Source organism: Epilithonimonas sp. JDS, assembly GCF_021261315.1.
Taxonomy (GTDB): Bacteria; Bacteroidota; Bacteroidia; order Flavobacteriales; family Weeksellaceae; genus Epilithonimonas.
Map to the genome: position 1 here is coordinate 67,437 of NZ_JAJSAX010000007.1, position 17,356 is coordinate 84,792.

At 36.7% G+C, this 17,356-nt stretch carries 19 protein-coding genes; 9 read left to right on the forward strand and 10 right to left on the reverse strand.

Going from position 1 to position 17,356, the window contains the following annotated elements:
- Nucleotides 1-56 precede the first annotated feature (56 nt).
- The 8 genes from LUD75_RS16430 (at nt 57) to coaE (ending at nt 8,621) form a co-directional block, all read left to right on the forward strand.
- Nucleotides 57-1,343: an adenylosuccinate synthase gene (locus LUD75_RS16430; protein ID WP_232706905.1), complete on the forward strand. Its 1,287-nt coding sequence runs from the start codon at nt 57-59 to the stop codon at nt 1,341-1,343.
- A 143-nt stretch (nt 1,344-1,486) separates the two neighbouring features.
- Nucleotides 1,487-2,044, forward strand: a complete 558-nt coding sequence (locus tag LUD75_RS16435) for a YMGG-like glycine zipper-containing protein (RefSeq protein WP_232706906.1) — start codon at nt 1,487-1,489, stop codon at nt 2,042-2,044.
- Between the two features lie 62 nt (nt 2,045-2,106).
- Nucleotides 2,107-3,714, forward strand: a complete 1,608-nt coding sequence (locus tag LUD75_RS16440; protein ID WP_232706907.1) for a hypothetical protein — start codon at nt 2,107-2,109, stop codon at nt 3,712-3,714.
- Between the two features lie 108 nt (nt 3,715-3,822).
- Nucleotides 3,823-4,845 carry a Holliday junction branch migration DNA helicase RuvB gene (gene ruvB / locus LUD75_RS16445; protein ID WP_232706908.1) on the forward strand — a complete coding sequence of 341 codons (1,023 nt, stop codon included), beginning with the start codon at nt 3,823-3,825 and terminating at the stop codon, nt 4,843-4,845.
- A gap of 284 nt (nt 4,846-5,129) precedes the next feature.
- Nucleotides 5,130-5,999, forward strand: a complete 870-nt coding sequence (locus tag LUD75_RS16450; protein WP_232706909.1) for a T9SS type A sorting domain-containing protein — start codon at nt 5,130-5,132, stop codon at nt 5,997-5,999.
- 54 nt (nt 6,000-6,053) lie between these two features.
- Nucleotides 6,054-6,920 (forward strand): T9SS type A sorting domain-containing protein, encoded by an 867-nt coding sequence (locus tag LUD75_RS16455; protein ID WP_232706910.1) that lies wholly within the window; start codon nt 6,054-6,056, stop codon nt 6,918-6,920.
- Between the two features lie 203 nt (nt 6,921-7,123).
- Nucleotides 7,124-7,990 carry an MBL fold metallo-hydrolase gene (locus tag LUD75_RS16460; RefSeq protein WP_232706911.1) on the forward strand — a complete coding sequence of 289 codons (867 nt, stop codon included), beginning with the start codon at nt 7,124-7,126 and terminating at the stop codon, nt 7,988-7,990.
- A gap of 7 nt (nt 7,991-7,997) precedes the next feature.
- Nucleotides 7,998-8,621, forward strand: a complete 624-nt coding sequence (coaE, locus tag LUD75_RS16465) for a dephospho-CoA kinase (RefSeq protein ID WP_232706912.1) — start codon at nt 7,998-8,000, stop codon at nt 8,619-8,621.
- A gap of 71 nt (nt 8,622-8,692) precedes the next feature.
- Here the strand turns inward: coaE and LUD75_RS16470 are convergent, their stop codons facing one another.
- The 10 genes from LUD75_RS16470 to LUD75_RS16515 all read right to left on the reverse strand — a co-directional run bounded on the left by LUD75_RS16470 (nt 8,693) and on the right by LUD75_RS16515 (nt 16,285).
- The gene (locus LUD75_RS16470) at nt 8,693-11,590 is read right to left on the reverse strand and encodes a reprolysin-like metallopeptidase (RefSeq protein ID WP_232706913.1); all 2,898 of its coding nucleotides are present in this window, start codon (nt 11,588-11,590) and stop codon (nt 8,693-8,695) included.
- 119 nt (nt 11,591-11,709) lie between these two features.
- The gene (locus LUD75_RS16475; RefSeq protein ID WP_034966230.1) at nt 11,710-11,961 is read right to left on the reverse strand and encodes a GlsB/YeaQ/YmgE family stress response membrane protein; all 252 of its coding nucleotides are present in this window, start codon (nt 11,959-11,961) and stop codon (nt 11,710-11,712) included.
- A 35-nt stretch (nt 11,962-11,996) separates the two neighbouring features.
- Nucleotides 11,997-12,950, reverse strand: coding sequence for a signal recognition particle-docking protein FtsY (ftsY, locus tag LUD75_RS16480; protein WP_232706914.1), 954 nt, complete (start codon nt 12,948-12,950; stop codon nt 11,997-11,999).
- A gap of 111 nt (nt 12,951-13,061) precedes the next feature.
- Nucleotides 13,062-13,217, reverse strand: a complete 156-nt coding sequence (locus tag LUD75_RS16485; protein WP_064506456.1) for a DUF4295 family protein — start codon at nt 13,215-13,217, stop codon at nt 13,062-13,064.
- Nucleotides 13,218-13,236: 19 nt separating this feature from the next.
- Nucleotides 13,237-13,419: a 50S ribosomal protein L33 gene (rpmG, locus tag LUD75_RS16490; RefSeq protein WP_028123137.1), complete on the reverse strand. Its 183-nt coding sequence runs from the start codon at nt 13,417-13,419 to the stop codon at nt 13,237-13,239.
- Nucleotides 13,419-13,667, reverse strand: coding sequence for a 50S ribosomal protein L28 (gene rpmB, locus LUD75_RS16495; protein WP_028123136.1), 249 nt, complete (start codon nt 13,665-13,667; stop codon nt 13,419-13,421). The genes rpmG and rpmB overlap by 1 nt, the downstream gene beginning before the upstream one ends.
- A gap of 157 nt (nt 13,668-13,824) precedes the next feature.
- Nucleotides 13,825-14,175, reverse strand: a complete 351-nt coding sequence (locus tag LUD75_RS16500; protein WP_232706915.1) for an ArsC/Spx/MgsR family protein — start codon at nt 14,173-14,175, stop codon at nt 13,825-13,827.
- 68 nt (nt 14,176-14,243) lie between these two features.
- Nucleotides 14,244-14,858, reverse strand: coding sequence for a deoxynucleoside kinase (locus tag LUD75_RS16505; RefSeq protein ID WP_232706916.1), 615 nt, complete (start codon nt 14,856-14,858; stop codon nt 14,244-14,246).
- Between the two features lie 65 nt (nt 14,859-14,923).
- A complete protein-coding gene (locus LUD75_RS16510) occupies nt 14,924-15,688 on the reverse strand; it encodes a hypothetical protein (protein ID WP_232706917.1) in 765 nt (254 codons plus the stop codon).
- Nucleotides 15,689-15,718: 30 nt separating this feature from the next.
- Nucleotides 15,719-16,285 (reverse strand): DUF6759 domain-containing protein, encoded by a 567-nt coding sequence (locus LUD75_RS16515; protein ID WP_232706918.1) that lies wholly within the window; start codon nt 16,283-16,285, stop codon nt 15,719-15,721.
- Nucleotides 16,286-16,524: 239 nt separating this feature from the next.
- Between LUD75_RS16515 and tsf the strand changes: the two genes are divergently transcribed.
- Nucleotides 16,525-17,349, forward strand: coding sequence for a translation elongation factor Ts (gene tsf / locus LUD75_RS16520; protein WP_232706919.1), 825 nt, complete (start codon nt 16,525-16,527; stop codon nt 17,347-17,349).
- Nucleotides 17,350-17,356 lie beyond the last annotated feature (7 nt).

A 17,356-nucleotide genomic window follows, 5' to 3' on the forward strand; every position in this document is an offset into this window, starting at 1 on the left:
TTGCCAGCCAATATTTAAGATTTAACTTTGTCAATAATCTAAAAAAAGTAAAAAGTATGTCAACTTACGTAGTTGTAGGTCTCCAGTATGGGGACGAAGGAAAAGGAAAGATCACGGATGTCTTATCGGCAAAGTCAGATTATGTTGTTCGTTTTCAGGGCGGAGACAATGCTGGCCACACAGTGTATGTAGGCGATGAGAAATTTGTACTGCATCTTTTGCCTTCCGGTGTTTTGCAATGCAAAGGAAAATGTATCATCGCCAATGGTGTAGTGGTAAATCCAAAAGCTTTTGTGAAAGAAATCAACCAAATCGAAAGCAAAGGAATGCGCACAGATCACGTTTTCATCAGCAGAAGAGCACACGTGATTATGCCTTACCACATTTTGCTGGATACTTATAGAGAAGAAGAGCAGGGCGGAACTCAGATCGGGACTACAAAAAAAGGAATCGGACCTTGTTACGAAGACAAAATAGCAAGAGTCGGAATCCGAATGATCGACCTTCTGAATCCTGAAGTTCTAAGAGAAAAAATCGAGAAAAACCTAAAAACAAAAAATTCACTTTTCGAAAAATACTTCGAGAAGCCAACTTTGGACGTTGAAGAAATTTTCCAGGAATTCATCGCTTTGGGAGAATTGTTGAAAGACAGAATCGTAGATACAGAACTGGAACTGAACGAAGCGATAAGAGACGGAAAAAATATCCTTTTCGAAGGCGCACAGGCTTTGATGCTGGATATCGACTTTGGAACTTACCCGTTTGTAACTTCATCTTCACCTTCTACTGGTGGCGTTTGTACAGGTGCTGGTGTGCCTCCGACGGCGTTGCAAAACTTAATTGGCGTTGCAAAAGCTTATACAACAAGAGTTGGAAACGGTCCTTTCCCTACGGAACTTGACAATGAATTGGGAGAAAATATTCGACAAATCGGAGCAGAATTCGGAGCGACCACAGGAAGACCGAGAAGAACCGGCTGGCTAGACCTTGTTTCCCTGAAACACGCTTGTATGATCAACGGAATCAATAATTTGGTGATTACGAAACTGGATGTTCTTACAGGTATTCATCCTTTGAAAATCGCTACAAAATATAAAACTGAAGACGGAAAAATTATTGATTATTTCACATCTTCTACGACCAAATTGTACGATTACGAACCGCAATACGAAGAGTTAGACGGCTGGGATGAAGATATTACAAATGCAAGAACGTACGACGAGCTTCCTGCAAATGCTAAAAAATATATCGAATTCATCGAGGAGCATTTGGGAATCAACGTTTATTTGGTTTCAGTGGGTCCGGAACGTTCTCAGAATATCATCAGAAAAGAACTTTTCTAAAAAAAATTAATATACTTACAAAGCTTTTCCACAAAGGGAAAGCTTTTTTTGTTTTAACAAACTTTGGCAGTGATTTTATTTTTTGGAATAATAATTGAAAAGTGTAACTCAACAATTCACATTGAGTGAAAAAATGAATGATTATGAAAAAGTTATTTTTAACAGGATTCGCAGCAACATTGATTTTGACATCGTGTAATAAAGATGAAAAAATTCAGACTGCATCCTTAGAACAGCAAAAATTAGATTATCAGGCGAGACAGATCGACCTTGAAAAACAAAAACTTGCAATAGAAAAAGAAAAAATATCTTTCGAGAAACAAAAAGACAGTCTCAACAAAGTAGCGGAAGCAAAAGAAGCTGAAAGAAAAGCCGAAGCTAACAGAGTTGCAAGAAACTCGACGCCTAGAAGAAGTTCATCTTCCGGCAGTTCTGGTGGAGGCGGAGGGTCATCTTCCGGTTCTACAGCATCTAACTCCGGATCATCCAGCTCAGCGGGAACTACCGCAACGCAGAAAAAAGGATGGAGTAGTGCGGCAAAAGGTACTGTGATCGGTACAGTTGGTGGTGCAGCTGCAGGAGCGATTATTTCTAAGAAAAATCCTGGTCTTGGTGCCGTGATTGGTGGTGTTGCCGGTGGTGCAACAGGTTACACAATTGGTAGAGCCAATGACAGAAAAACCGGACGAGTTCAGAAGTAAATTTTCTTCACACTTATATATTAAACACGGAAAGATTGCTTATTTTTAAGCAATCTTTTTTTATGCTTTTCATTTTCTTTACCATTTTGATTTTGCTGGCTGTTAATTTCGGGATCGGAATTATCACCAGGAATTTGCTTAAAATTGAGAGTCAGAATTTCGCGCTGACCTCATTTTTGGGAATGATGGGAATTACAGTAACAGAGACGGTTTTCGCATTCTTCTTTCCACTGAATTCATATTTTGAACTTTTTTTTGTTGTAGCAGGATTGTCTGGAACTGGCTTTTTTTTGATTAAAGAAAAGCTATCAAAATTCAATTTTAAATTTGATTTTTGGTTTTACTTTTTTCTTTTTGTGATCATTTTTTCAGCGTCATTTTCACCTTACTTGTTTGATCATTATGGTTATTATGTTCCAACCATTTCGTATTTGAATGAGGTTGGTTTCGTGAAAGGGATTTCAAATCTTGATTTGTTGCTTGGCCAGACATCGTTTTGGCATATTTATCAGGCTGGATTTTCTCATTTTACAGATCCATTTTTGAAGATTAATTCTTATTTGTTGGTTCTTTTTTTAATTTATATTTATGAACGAAAACAATATTTTTTACTGATTTTGCTTCCCATATTTTTACTTTTCGTTCAGCAGCCAAGTCCGGATTTACCGATATTAATTATCAGTTTAATTGTAATTAATGAATTAATTAATAAAAGAGAAAGCAAAGTCCTTTTGTATTTATCACTATTTGCGGTTTGCATCAAGCCGATTGTTTTTTGGTTGCCGCTTTTTGTGATTTTTAATGATTTCAGTCGGAATAAATTTAAGCTAAAATCAATTTTTCCAATTGCTGTATTTGGGATTTTACTGGTGATGAAAAATCTTTGGCTTTTCGGATTTCCAATATTTCCGGTTTCATTTCCTGATTTTAATTTAGCCTGGAAACCAAGTCAGGAAATGATGACTTACTCATCACAAATTGGCTTAATGAAGTCTTATGATATGAAATATTCTTTTGAACAAGTTTCACGTTTTAATTCGATCAACAAAATATATCATTGGTTTACAATTGGTTATAAATCTGTTTTGAATCTTGGAATCATCATTTCATTAATCATTATTTCAATTGTTGCATTAAAGAAAAAGAATAAATTTTATTATTTATTATTGATTTGTTTACTTTTAAAATCAGTTTTAATACTAGCATTTTCAGCGCAATACAGATTTTTTCTTGATGTTTATTTGATCGCCATATTTTTATTGATTAAGAATTTTTCGGAGCAGAAGGCAGTTTTCACAACAGTTTTTCTGTCAATATTTATCAGCGTGATTTTTACATTTCCCGGATTCATTCAAAAGTATAACATTGGAAAAAGAATGTCGGCGTTTAGTTTTTCTCAACTTTATAAACCACATGTAAGTTCTGCGATCGACATTTACTCAGAATATCAGATTGGGAATTTCATTTTTAATGTGTCAAAATATCCTTTAACTAAAGAAGCTTTTCCTGCACTTAACATTTATGATCTGAAACTTTATGATTATTACGGCATTTTCCCGCAGTATTTCGGAAAGGATTATAAAAATGGATTTTTTCAAAGAAAATTAACAGAAACTGAAAAAGTTCAGTTGAAAAATATCATCTCTGAAACTGAAAAACTGAACCCATAATTCCTCTATTTTTTCTTTATCTTTGAATCTGATTTTCTATCAAAGATTTAGTTTTTAAAACATTGATTTTAAGTCTGATATATAAAGTTTAATATCTAAGTTCCTGTTATGCCCGATTTTTTACATCCCGACAAAGAAAATTATTCCAATGACGATTTGATTCAGGAGGAAAAGATCCGTCCGCAAAGTTTTAATGATTTTGCCGGACAAAGAAAAACCCTTGATAATCTTGAAGTTTTTGTTGCGGCTGCGAAAAATCGTGGTGGCGCCCTGGATCACGTTCTTTTGCACGGTCCACCGGGACTTGGGAAAACGACTTTGGCAAATATTATTGCGAATGAATTGGGTGTTGGCTGCAAAATCACATCTGGTCCGGTTCTCGACAAACCAGGAAGTTTAGCCGGATTGCTGACCAATCTTGAAGAAAATGATGTGCTTTTCATCGATGAAATCCACCGGCTTTCTCCGATTGTAGAAGAATATCTTTACTCCGCAATGGAAGATTACAAGATCGATATTATGCTGGAAACCGGTCCCAATGCACGTTCTGTACAGATCGGACTCAATCCATTTACATTAGTTGGTGCAACTACCAGAAGTGGAATGTTGACCAAGCCAATGCTTGCCAGATTCGGAATTCAGTCACGACTGGAATATTATACTATCGAACTTCTCGGAATGATTATCAAGCGAAGTGCAAGGGTCTTGGGTGTGAAAATCTACGAAGATGCTGCTCTGGAGATCGCCAGAAGAAGTCGCGGAACGCCTAGAATAGCTAATGCACTTTTAAGAAGAGTCCGTGATTTTGCCGAAATCAAAGGTAATGGCGAAATCGAAATTGAGATTACAAAATTTGCACTTAATTCACTCAACGTAGATGAATTTGGTTTGGATGACATGGATAACAAGATTATGCGTGTTATGATCGAGAATTTCCGTGGAAAGCCGGTTGGAATTTCAGCTCTGGCAACTTCTATCGCAGAGAATCCTGAAACATTGGAAGAAGTCTATGAACCATTTCTAATTCAGGAAGGTTTTATCATCAGAACACCACGCGGAAGAGAAGTGACCGATAAAGCCTACAAACATTTGGGTATCTCTAGACCAAAAAATCCAGGTGAACTTTTCTGATAAAATTCATTTTTTATGTACATTGAGAGTACAAATTATGTACATATTATAAAATTTTTCACGATCAAATTATCGCTTTTATAAATCTTTATTAAAATTTAAAATATATAATAATTTAATTATTAATTGTTTTAATTTATTTTATTGACTTTATGTTTGTTGATTTGATAATTTGAAACCTTGTTGTTTTTTGCTTTTTTGTTGATATAAGAGTAAAATTTAAAGGATTCAGAATTCTTATGGCTAATTTTTTATTAATTTAGTATTAATAAAATAAAAGCATAATGAAAAAATCAATTTTCTCTTTTGTGTTTTGTGCAATCGGTGCATTTGCATTTTCACAAACAACTTATACAACCACAAATTTCGGAGCCTGGGATGATCCGGCTCGTTGGGCTGGCGGAATGGTTCCACCAACAACAATTGGTGCTACCGACATCGTCAATCTAAATCACAACACATTTATAAAATCGAAAGATATTGTAAACAACGGTACGATTAATATCAACGCAGGTGCCGGATATCAGGATGGTTCTACGATTACTAATAATGGTAAGATCATTATTGCAAAAAATGCTTCTTTGACGGGAAACAGGAATGCCGGCAATTTTACAAATAATTATGCGATTGATATAAATGGCTCATTGACTCATGTCAAAGATTTGCTTAACTACGGTTATATCTTTAATCAGGGCGATATTTATAATTTTCAAAAATTATTCTATGACGGTGTTACGATGAACTGCAGCGATTGGGGAAGATTGGTCAATAACAATGTACTGTGTAACAACAATGGCGGTTTTGTGAACAATGACTGCGGAAGTGTGACAACTGGAACTCCTGCGATAAACAGTTGTGATGCTTTGAAATCCACCATTATGAATGCGCCGTTGCTGGCAGTCAGTGATGCGAAATCTAAGGATTTAAAAGTCTATCCTAATCCGACAACCGGCGTTTTCACTATAGATTTGGATTCTGACAATTCCGAAGTCAAAATCTTTGATATGACCGGGAAAACTATAGTTACTAAAAGTAGCCAACGGGCAAAAAACAATCAGACTTTTGATATTTCGAATCTGCCAAAAGGAACTTATATTTTGAAGATCAAAACTGCTGACAACAATGAAGTCGTAAAAAAAATCATCAAAAAATAGGACTCGAAACAACAATACATTTTTCACTATATAATTCTAAAAAATAAAAACATTATGAAAAAAGCACTATTAATTTTAGGGATTTTAACTATTGGTTCAAAATTATTTGGTCAAACCACTTACACTACCACGACTTTTGGTAGATGGGATGATCCTGCACATTGGGTAGGAGGTGTAGTTCCTCCAAGTACACTCGGAACGGGAGATGTTGTTAATATAAATCACAACACCTTTTTTTACGGCCAAAATATTATTAACAACGGTACATTCAACATAAAAGCAATCGCAGACTCTCGTGAAGGAACCAAAATTACCAACAACGGTAAAATGATTCTTACCACTGAAGGCAGATTGTATTCAAATGACAATGACAGCGATATCACAAACAATTATGCGATTGATAATTCCGGAGTTATAACTCAAATTGGTACATTTACCAACAATGGCTATGTATTCAATCAAGGTCATATCATTAACTATCAAAAATTATTTTACGATGGTGTAACGATGAACTGCAGTGATTGGGGAACGCTGATCAACAACAATGTGCTGTGTAACAACAATGGCGGATTTGTAAACAATGATTGCGGAAGTGTGACAACAGGTGCTCCTGCCATTACCAGTTGTGACGATTTGAAATCAACTATTATGAATGCCTCACTGGCAGTAGGAGAAACTGGAAAGTCTAAAGAAATGAAAGTTTATCCTAATCCGACAACTGGTGTGTTCAAAATAGATTTGGATTCTAATTCGGAGGTTAAAATCTTCGATATGACAGGGAAAAGCATAGTTTCCAAGAATAGCCAAATAGATGGCAACAGTCAGACTTTTGATATTTCGAATCTGCCTAAAGGAACTTATATTTTGAAGATCAAAACGGCTGATAACAATGAAGTCATTAAGAAAATTATTAAGAAATAAATTATAGACCTTAATATAATTTCAGAAGCGGAAGTACAGATTGTTTGATTTGAGCTTTCGCTTCTTTTTTTTGTGATTGATTTAATTTTTTTATAAATCTACAACTTTGGTAATTCTGCCGAAGTTTTGTATTTTAGCCAAAAGCGACAATTGCATTTGATATTTTGCAAATAAATATCAATCGAGATAAAAAACGAAAATTTATGAAACTGTATCCAATCCAATGTGGGAAATTTAAATTAGACGGCGGCGCAATGTTTGGCGTAGTCCCAAAAACAATTTGGGAAAAGACAAATCCGGCTGACGAAAAAAATCTGATCGAATTAGGAACGCGCTCTCTTCTCGTGGAAGACGGCAAAAAATTAATCCTCATCGATTGCGGACTCGGAAACAAACAGGATGAGAAATTCTTCGGACATTATTCACTTTGGGGCGATGATTCTTTGGATAAGAATTTGAAGAAATTTGGTTTCGTGCGCGATGATATTACGGACGTTTTCCTCACGCACCTTCATTTCGACCATTGCGGTGGCGCAGTAGAGTGGAATGATGACAAAACTGGTTACAGACCTGCATTCAGAAATGCACATTTCTGGACAAATGAAAACCATTGGAAATGGGCAACAGAACCAAATCCCAGAGAAAAGGCAAGCTTCTTGAAGGAGAATATTCTTCCAATGCAGGAAAGCGGACAGCTTAACTTCTTACCTTTGCCAGCAACAGGAAATTACGGCTTTGCACCAGACCTGAAAATGGATGTGATCTTCGTTGATGGTCACACTGAAAAGCAAATGCTGCCAGTTCTCCAGTATCAGGAAAAAACTATTGTCTTCGCAGCAGATTTGATTCCGACTTCAGGTCATATTCCGCAGGTTTATGTGATGGGTTATGATACAAGACCGATGCTGACAATGGAGGAAAAAGGTAAATTTTTAAAACAATGTGTGGATAATGATTACCTTTTGTTTTTCGAACACGATGCGCACAACGAATTGGCAAGTCTGAAGATGACCGAACGCGGCGTGAAACTGGATCAGACTTTTAGTTTTAATGAAGTTTTTGGATATTAATTAAATTATGGAAATACAAGATATAACACAAAATCAGGAAGATATTCCTCCTCCCAGGATCATTGGGCTGACAGGCGGAATAGGGTCAGGGAAAACATCCGTGGCGAAATTTTTGGAGAACAAAGGTTTTCCGGTCTATTATTCAGACGATCAGGCAAAAAATATTGTCAATATTGATCCTGTCTTGAAAGAAAAAATAATTGCACTCCTTGGAGAACAAGCCTACCTGGATGGAATTTACAACAGAAAATATGTTGGAGAAAAAGTTTTCAATGATGCAGAACTTCTGGATCAGTTGAATCATTTGATTCATCCGGCTGTAAGAATGGATTTTGAAAAATGGGTGGCTTCTCAGACTTCAGAGTTTGTTTTTAAAGAAACAGCGCTGTTGTTTGAATTAAAATTAAATGAGCAATGTTACAAATCTCTTTTGGTAACAGCTGATGACAATCTCAGGATCAAAAGAACGATGGATCGCGATCATAAAACCTACCGGGAAATTGAAACCATAATGCAGAATCAAATGCCGGAAAAAGATAAAATGAAACTGGCAGACTACATTATTTTTAACAATTCCGACAGAGATAATCTGGAAGCTGAAACCGATATATTTCTCACAGAGCTCAATTAATCTCAATATATAAAAACAAAAATCCCCGAAATTAACTTTCGGGGATTTCTTATTTAAGTAAAATCTCAATCTTAATTCTTGATGAATTTGGTTTGGGATTTTTCTCCGTTAGATTCTACTGTCAGGATGTAAACACCTTTTGTCAGTTTAGAAACATTTACTTTTCCGTCAGTTGTTCCTTGGTTTACCAGTTGACCTCCAACGTTGTAGATTTCAAATTGGGTTTTAGAAGAAACATTAGAAATATTAATCACGTCAGTTGCAGGATTTGGATAAACCTGAATGTTATTTTTCTTAACATCTGCTACTGCAAGTACTCCGATATTCACTGAGTAATCTTCAACCTGTCCGAAGCTGGAAGTTCCGCAAGGTGTAGAGTTAGGTGTCAAAGAGGAATCGTGAAGACGAACTCTCATTCTTGTTTTTCCAGTAAGAGCAGTTGCCGGAATTGTGATGTTTCCTGTCCAAGGAGATAATTTCTTAGCAGTTGTCAAAACCAATTCACCAGCATCTTCGAAGTCGCCATCTTGGTTGAAATCGATCCAAACAAGAACCTGATCATCAGCATAAGATGTACCGCCAAATGATGCAGAGAAAGGATAAACTTGTCCCTTGTTGACGTTTCCTGTAATAGTTGTGAAATCTTCGTAACCTGCTGTAGAAGTAGATGCGTTGTTGATGTTTGCAAATGTTACGTTAGCAATTTTTTCAAAACTTGTAGAAGTTGCACCAGCTGTACAGTATGCAATACCGGCTGTTGTAAAGTCAACATTAGCATAAGTTCCAACCGTTCCTGTACAGATAGAGGCAACACTTACGTTGTAAGCTGTATTAAGCGTTAATCCTGCGATGGTGTAAGTGTTTGTTGTAAGATTATTTACTTCAGTCCAGGTTGCGTCAGTTGCTTTTTTATATCTTAAAATATAAGTAGCGTCTGCAATTGCATCCCAATCTATTTTAGCACCAGTCTGAGTGATGGCAGAAGCTGCTAATCCTGCAGGAGCAGCACCGTTGCAAGTTACCATTGCAGAAACAGTTACTTTTCCAACAGCGTAGAAAACATTGTCAATAGCTGAAACTCTGATGGTAATAACTGTATTTGTAGGAATACCTGCAAAACTCAAATTCTCCGTTCCGTCATTCGCAGTAGATGCTGCTAAAACTGTCCAGGAAGTACCATTGTTTGTAGTGTAATCTATTTTAACATTTGCAACATTGTAAGGAGCAGCATTTGTTCCTACCACATCCCAAGTGAATGCACCGGCAGCGTTGTTGTAAACTTTGGTTGAGTTAATTTTGAAAGGTCCGGCAGCGCCTACAGTAATGGTTTGAGTACCAATTTGAGTCTGTTGCTGCTTGATGTCAGGATTATTATCTCTAACTGTTACACGGAAATTCATTGTTCTGGCAACATTAGGAACAGCTTCCCAATCTGTAGCACTGGATAAAGTTCCGGCTAAGACGTTACTCAATTTTGGAAAATATCTGTAAGGTAGAGTAGAACTGTTCAAAGATCTGAATTTTGCACCAGAGGTATTATTTCCTGTTACAGTAGTCACAGCAGATGTAGCTGCGTCATATTCTTCCCAGTTATAAGTCAAAGGATTATTTTCAGCGTCTGTTGCAGAAGCCGTTAGGACAAATGCAGTTCCTTTTGGAATTGTTTTGTTTGCTAAAGCCGCAATTACAGGAGGATTGTTTGTGATAGCAGAATTGACATCACAAGTCTGAGAGTTGGCGTAGGTCTGAACTTGCTCAATACTTCTTACGTGGAAATATGCGTCAGAATGTGGCTGTACATCATAGCTTGTAATCCCTGCATAACCCATAATCGTAGATCCGGATCCCGGTTCCATATGCGCAGTATTGTTTGGTGCCGGATGGATGCCGTGAGAAAAAGTATGATCTGCTCCAAACTGGTGTCCCATCTCGTGAGCTACATAATCGATATCGAAGTTGTCACCTTCTGGTCCGCCAGTTCCCGGAGAGGTAAATCCGGATCCTTTGGAAGTGTCATCAGAATTGCTTGCCGGATTTCTACAAACGTTTCCAACATCACCCGCGCTTCCGCCGCCGCCTGATCTTCCGAACAAGTGTCCGATGTCATAAGCTGCATTACCGATCACTGAAGTCAAAGTTTGCTGAAGTTCAAGATTCCAAGCGCCTCCAGCACCTGTAGCTGCTGCAGAATAAGGATCTGTAGAAGCATTGGTGTAAATCAGCTGGGGAAGGTCAAGAACATTCAGGTGGATTGCAAAATCTTTTTCGAAAACGCCATTAACTCTCGTCATTGTAGCATTAATCGCCGCTGCAGCCTGAGCAACACCTCCAAAATAAGTTGTGTATTCTCCGGTTACAGAAATTGCTAATCTGTAAGTTCTGTATTTTTTGTCGCTGGCTCTGCTGAAATCTGTTACATTATGCGTAAAATCCGTAGAGTTAGACAATGCGTCCATTTGCTTTTTACTTAGCAGACTTTCGCTTGTATTACATTCAAATGCTTTGCCGGAGCTTGGTTTGTTTGTTTTTGGAAAAACACCATAGACGGTTTTGTCTGTATTCTGTGGTTCGATAAACTCATAAGCTCCGTTTCTGAACATCATTGCCTGTAAGTCATAAGGAGAAACACTGAATCTTACATAAACAGTCGGATCATCCACTTTTACTCCAGTGTAGGAGCCCAATTGGTAACGGTTTGCCATTTCCTGGTCAACTACAGGAAGACTATAAACGGCAAACTTTTCGATCGTCCCGTCCAAAGTTGGAAGGTTGATAATGACTGGTTTGCTGGTTTTTCCTGTTGGTTCTGCTTGAGAAAGCTGTGATCTGATGGCACCAAGATCTAATGAATAGAACTGTGTAGCTTTAGTTTGTCGTAATTTTTCTCCTTTCATAGAAGTCGGACTCCATTGTGCCAGAGCGCCGGTAATCATTCCTAAAGAAAGAAGAGAGGTAAAGATTTTCTTCATACTTTTAATTTAATTTTTATCAAATATAAAAGTTTTTTATTAGAAATAAACAAAAATGCGCCATAAAATATGACGCATTTAATAATATCGTTTTATTAATGTAGATTAGTTAATCTAAATTATTTGTTCGTTACCATTCGATAAAGGAACAATAGAAGTACTGAACCTCCAATTGCTACCAAGAAACTTGAAAAATTGAATCCGGAAACATCTACTCCTAAAAGCATCGATCCAAGCCAGCCTCCGAGCATTGCTCCTAAAATACCAATAATGATTGTTACTACCCAGCCTCCAGGATCATTCCCGGGATGAATTGCTTTTGCGATTGCTCCGGCGATAAGACCGAAAATAATCCATGTTAAAATACCCATAGTTTAAATTTTTTAATGTTAATAGTGTGATTTGTTTATCTCTTTCTAAAGAATGAGTTTACAAATTCCATACCATTAAAAATTTGAAGATCCTGCATTTTTTCCCCGACGCCAATATATTTTACAGGGATTTGAAATTGGTCTGAGATGCCAATCACGACGCCGCCTTTCGCTGTACCGTCTAACTTTGTAACAGCCAGTGCAGTAACTTCCGTCGCTGCTGTAAATTGTTTTGCCTGTTCAAATGCATTCTGTCCAGTTGAGCCATCCAAAACCAATAAAACTTCGTGAGGCGCGTCGGGTAAAACTTTTTGCATCACCCGTTTTATTTTCGAAAGTTCGTTCATTAAGTTGACTTTGTTGTGAAGTCTTCCAGCGGTATCGATGATCACTACATCGGCATCCTGAGCTACAGCAGATTGTACGGTATCAAATGCCACGGAAGCAGGATCAGAACCCATTTCTTGCTTCACAATCGGAACACCAACTCTTTCGCTCCAGATTACCAATTGATCTACAGCAGCAGCACGGAAAGTATCAGCAGCGCCAAGAACTACTTTCAGTCCTTGAGATTTGAATTGATGGGCTAATTTCCCGATTGTAGTCGTTTTTCCAACACCGTTAACGCCTACAACCATAATGACATAAGGTTTTTTGGTTGTGTCGATGTTATCGGTATCAAGATGTGGATTGTCCAATAATAGCCCGGAGATTTCTTCTTTAAGGATCTCATCAAGTTCGCTAACATTGACATATTTGTCTCTTGCAACGCGTTCCTCAATTCTTTTAATGATTTTGATGGTGGTTTCCGCGCCCACGTCGGAAGCGATGAGAACTTCCTCCAGATTGTCAAGGACTTCATCATCGACTGTGTTTTTGCCGACAACGGCTCTGGATATTTTATCAAAAAAACCCTGGCTGGATTTTTCCAATCCTTTGTCAAGTGTTTCCTTATCTTCTTTTTTGAATATTTTTTTAAACCAACTCATTTGATATATAAATGATTAATGATAATCGATAAATGATTTTACCGGAAACAAATATAACAAAAAAACTACCCTTAAAAAGAGTAGTTTTCTATATTGTATCCGGTTGAGAGATTATTTTTTAAGATAAGCTTCAACTTCGTCAGCGTTCATTACTTTTTCTTCAAAAACGTAAGCTTCAGATTTAGAAGACTTCACCATTTTGATAACTTTGGTCATTTTTTTTGATCCAGCACCACCTTGAAGCGTTGCTACTACTTTTTTTGCCATTGTAAAATATTTTTATAGATTACTTAATCTCTTTGTGAACAGTATATTTCTTAAGAACCGGATTGAATTTTTTAAGCTCCAATCTTTCTGTAGTGTTCTTTTTATTTTTTGTAGTAATGTATCTTGACATTCCTGCTACGCCGCTTTCTCTGTGCTCAGTACATTCTAGAATTACCTGAACTCTGTTACCTTTTTTAGCCATTACTTAGTAGTGTTTTTAATAAATCCATTTCTAGCTGCTCTTTCAAGCGCCTCCTCGATACCAATCTTATTGATAATTCTCAATCCGTGTGCAGAAACTTTCAGGGTTACTGATTTATCTTGCTCAGGAAGAAAAAATTTCTTCTCTAGTAAATTAATTTCAAAACGTCTTTTCGTTTTGTTATTAGCGTGGGAAACGTTGTTTCCTACCATTGCACGCTTACCTGTTATTTGGCAAATTCTTGACATATCTCGATGTTCTTTTGACTAATGAATATTTGAGAGTGCAAAATAAAGGATTATTTTCCAGATAGGCAAATTATTTTAAAAATAATTCATAAAAAAACGAACGTGAAATATTTGATAATTAATATTCCACGTTCGTCCCTGTTTATATAGTGCAATTCTAGTTTTCTATAAAGAATTTAACGTTTTCCAACGGATTTCCCGGCATCGCCACCTTTCCTTTGATCAGGATAGGGCATTGTATTATTTCCGGATTTAAAGCAATGACTTCCAGTGCCTGATCGTCATTCACAGTTTCTGATTCAGAAAAATATTTTTTGTAAAGTTCTGTGGAATGTCTCAGAATTCTACTTGGATTTTTATTTAGTTTTTTGAATAAAGTCCTCAGCTCAAAAAGGCTCAACGGATCTTTTTTGATATCAATGATTTGAAATTTGATATCATTCTCGTCCAGATATTCCAGAATAGCTTTGGATTTTGGACAGCTGTTGTTGTGAATTACTTTTATCATGATGCTTTAAATTAAAATTTGGCGATTCTATTCTTTGAGATTTGTACAATTATTTCGCCAAAAATAATTTAAAACAAACCGTTCAGCTCTGCATCAATTCTTTCCAATATGTACCCGAAATCTTCCTGTTTTTCTACAAAATCCAAGTTGTCAACATCTATTATAAGAAGCTTGCCTTCTTTGTAATTTTCTATCCAGCTCTGGTATTTGTTATTCAGTTTTGAAAGATAATCAATACTGATTCCGGCTTCATATTCACGTCCTCTTTTGGAGATTTGTCTTACCAAAGTAGGGACGTCTGCTCTAAGGTAGATTAGCAAATCCGGTGCCGAAACAAAGTCTTTCATCAAGGAAAAAACTGATAAATAATTCTTAAAATCCCGTTCGGAAAGCAAGTTCATTTCAGCTAAATTCTCAGCAAAAATGTGTGCATCTTCGTAGATTGTTCTGTCCTGAATCACGTTTTTTCCGCTCTCGCGAATCTCCTTCACTTGTCGGAATCTGCTGCCTAAAAAGTAAATCTGAAGTGCAAAACTCCATTTCGACATATCGCCATAAAAATCATCCAAATAAGGGTTGTGATCTACGTCTTCAAATTGTGCTTCCCAATTGTAATGCTTGGACAGCATTGTCGTAAGAGTAGTTTTCCCGGCTCCAATATTTCCTGTAACAGCGATGTGCATTCTTTATTAATTAAATGATTAAAAAATTAAGAGATTAAATATTACAAAATGGTTCTTGAATTTCTTCAATCTTTTAAGTTGTAAAGATAAAGCTTGTCTTTTATGAGAGCCAAAAATCCTGCATTATTTTTATCCACAAGTTTTGCGCTTTCATTTTTGAAGATTTCAGACAGGTTTTTGCCGTCAAACTGATGAACAGTCTGGTCTCCGAAAATCAGAATGTCATTATTGATTCGTCGGAGTTTTCGGGCATTTGAAATTAGAGAAGTGTAGAGTAGTGTTGCTTTGGTATTGTAAACTTCGAAAGTGTTTTCGCGAAGAATGTAGATCCTGTTATTGTAAACCAAAAAATCCTTCAGCGATTGCAGATTAATATTAAAAGGAAAAGAACTGATCGTAGAAGTGCTTCTGAAATTATATTGGATCAAGGTTTTGTTGCTGTCGTCAATCATCCAGGCGTATTGGAGATCTTCTGCGTACACAGCTTTTATAAATCCAAATATAGCGCTCAGATTTATTTTCTGGATCTCGTTCAGATTTTGATCAATGAATTTAATTTCCTGAGCGTTTTCGGAAAACATCACGATATTCAAAGGATTGTTCACGCTCTGGATTTTGTAAGGAAAAGTCAGCATCAGCTTTCCGAGCTGAGTTCCGAGAGAATCATATTTCGTAAAACTTAAATCCTTATTCTTATATAAATAGATGCTTCCGTAATCATCTCCCAAAAGTTCCTGCACATCGTTGGTGTACAAAGAATCCAAGCCTATCTTCTTCTGAGAAAAAAATAGGCTTGAACTTAATATTAATATGAGCGAAAAGAACTTCAATAAAATGGGTTTTCGAAATTAATTCGGAGCTTATCTTTTTCCACCGTTCAGCGTAATAATAAGATCTTTGGTAAGTGCCTTATTTTGATTGTAAGCAGCGTCACAGATTGAGGTTGTCACATTGTAGGTTCCCTTTTCTACCATAATATAATTTTGTCCGTTAGCGGGAACTGTTAAGTTATAGAATTTTTTACCGCTTATTTTGATCACAAGAATACATTTTGATTTGTTTACAAACTGTACGATGGCTTCTTTTTTATTAGGATCATTGTTGAAAAGGCTTGTAAGAACTGCAGCTGTATTCTTTGCCTGCTCAGAAGGCTGTCCTTTTGCTGCCGTTGTTCCCACTTTGGAAGTTTTCTCGATTTTGTTTTCCGTCATTTGGGTAATGGTCGGTTTTGCAACAGTTGATGATTTCCCGTAAGAAAGTGACGGTAATCTTCTTTGCAGTTCCGGAACGGCCGGATGTTTTGGATTGTCCCTGATAAATTTCTCTACTACAGCTCGGTCATTGGTCTTTTTTGCTTCAAAAACGCTGACTTGCGAAAAGATAGAAATGGACATCAGGAAAAACGAAAGTAAAAATATCTTCTTCATTATATATTAAGATCTGTTATTGATTTGTAACGTAAAAATAAATTAATTCTTGTGAATTGATTGGAAATTTATAATAAATAAATGAGAAGTTGACTATTTTGATTTTAAAAACTATTTGCGGATTCTGTTTTATTAAGAATATGAATGTGTATTATTTTTTTATAAAAATCACTATATTTGCACGCTGAAAAACGTGAAAGCGTAAAATCAAAACAAAATAATAAAAAAATAATTTCATTATGTATACACCAGTAGCTGCAGATGTAGCAAAACTAAGAAACACCACAGGTGCAGGAATGATGGATTGCAAGAAAGCTCTTACAGAAGCTGAAGGAGATTTCGAAAAAGCAATCGACATCCTTAGAAAAAAAGGACAAAAAGTTGCTGCTAACAGAGCAGACAGAGATTCTTCTGAAGGTGCAGTGATCGCAAGAGTAAACGAAGACAACACATTGGGAGCAATCATTTCTCTTAACTGTGAGACTGACTTCGTTGCTAAGAATGATGCATTCGTAGAATTGGCTTACGAATTGGCTGAGCAGGCTATCGTATATTCCAACAAAGAAGAGTTTTTGGCTTCTGACTTCCACGGACAGACTGTTGCTGATAAATTGATCGAGCAGACTGGAATCATCGGAGAAAAAATCGAGATCGGTGCTTTTGAAAGTATTCAAGGTGCGTTCTTAGGAGCTTACATCCACGCTGGAAACAAAATTGCTGCCATCACTTCTCTTTCTGCAAAAGTAGACGGAGCTGACGAAGCTGCAAAATCTGTATCTATGCAAGTAGCTGCGATGAACCCAATTGCACTTGACGAGACTAAAGTTTCTCAGGAAACTATCGACAAAGAATTGGAAATCGAAAGAGAATTGTTGACGAAAGAAGGGAAACCTGCAAACATCATCGATAATATCCTGAAAGGAAAAATGCAAAGATTCTACAAAGACAACACTTTGGTACACCAGTCTTTCATCAAAGATGCGGGAATCAGCGTTGCTGACTATGTGAAGTCTGTAAGCGGAGATCTTAAAGTGACAGGATTCGTAAGAGTTGCTTTAGCTTAATCAAGAT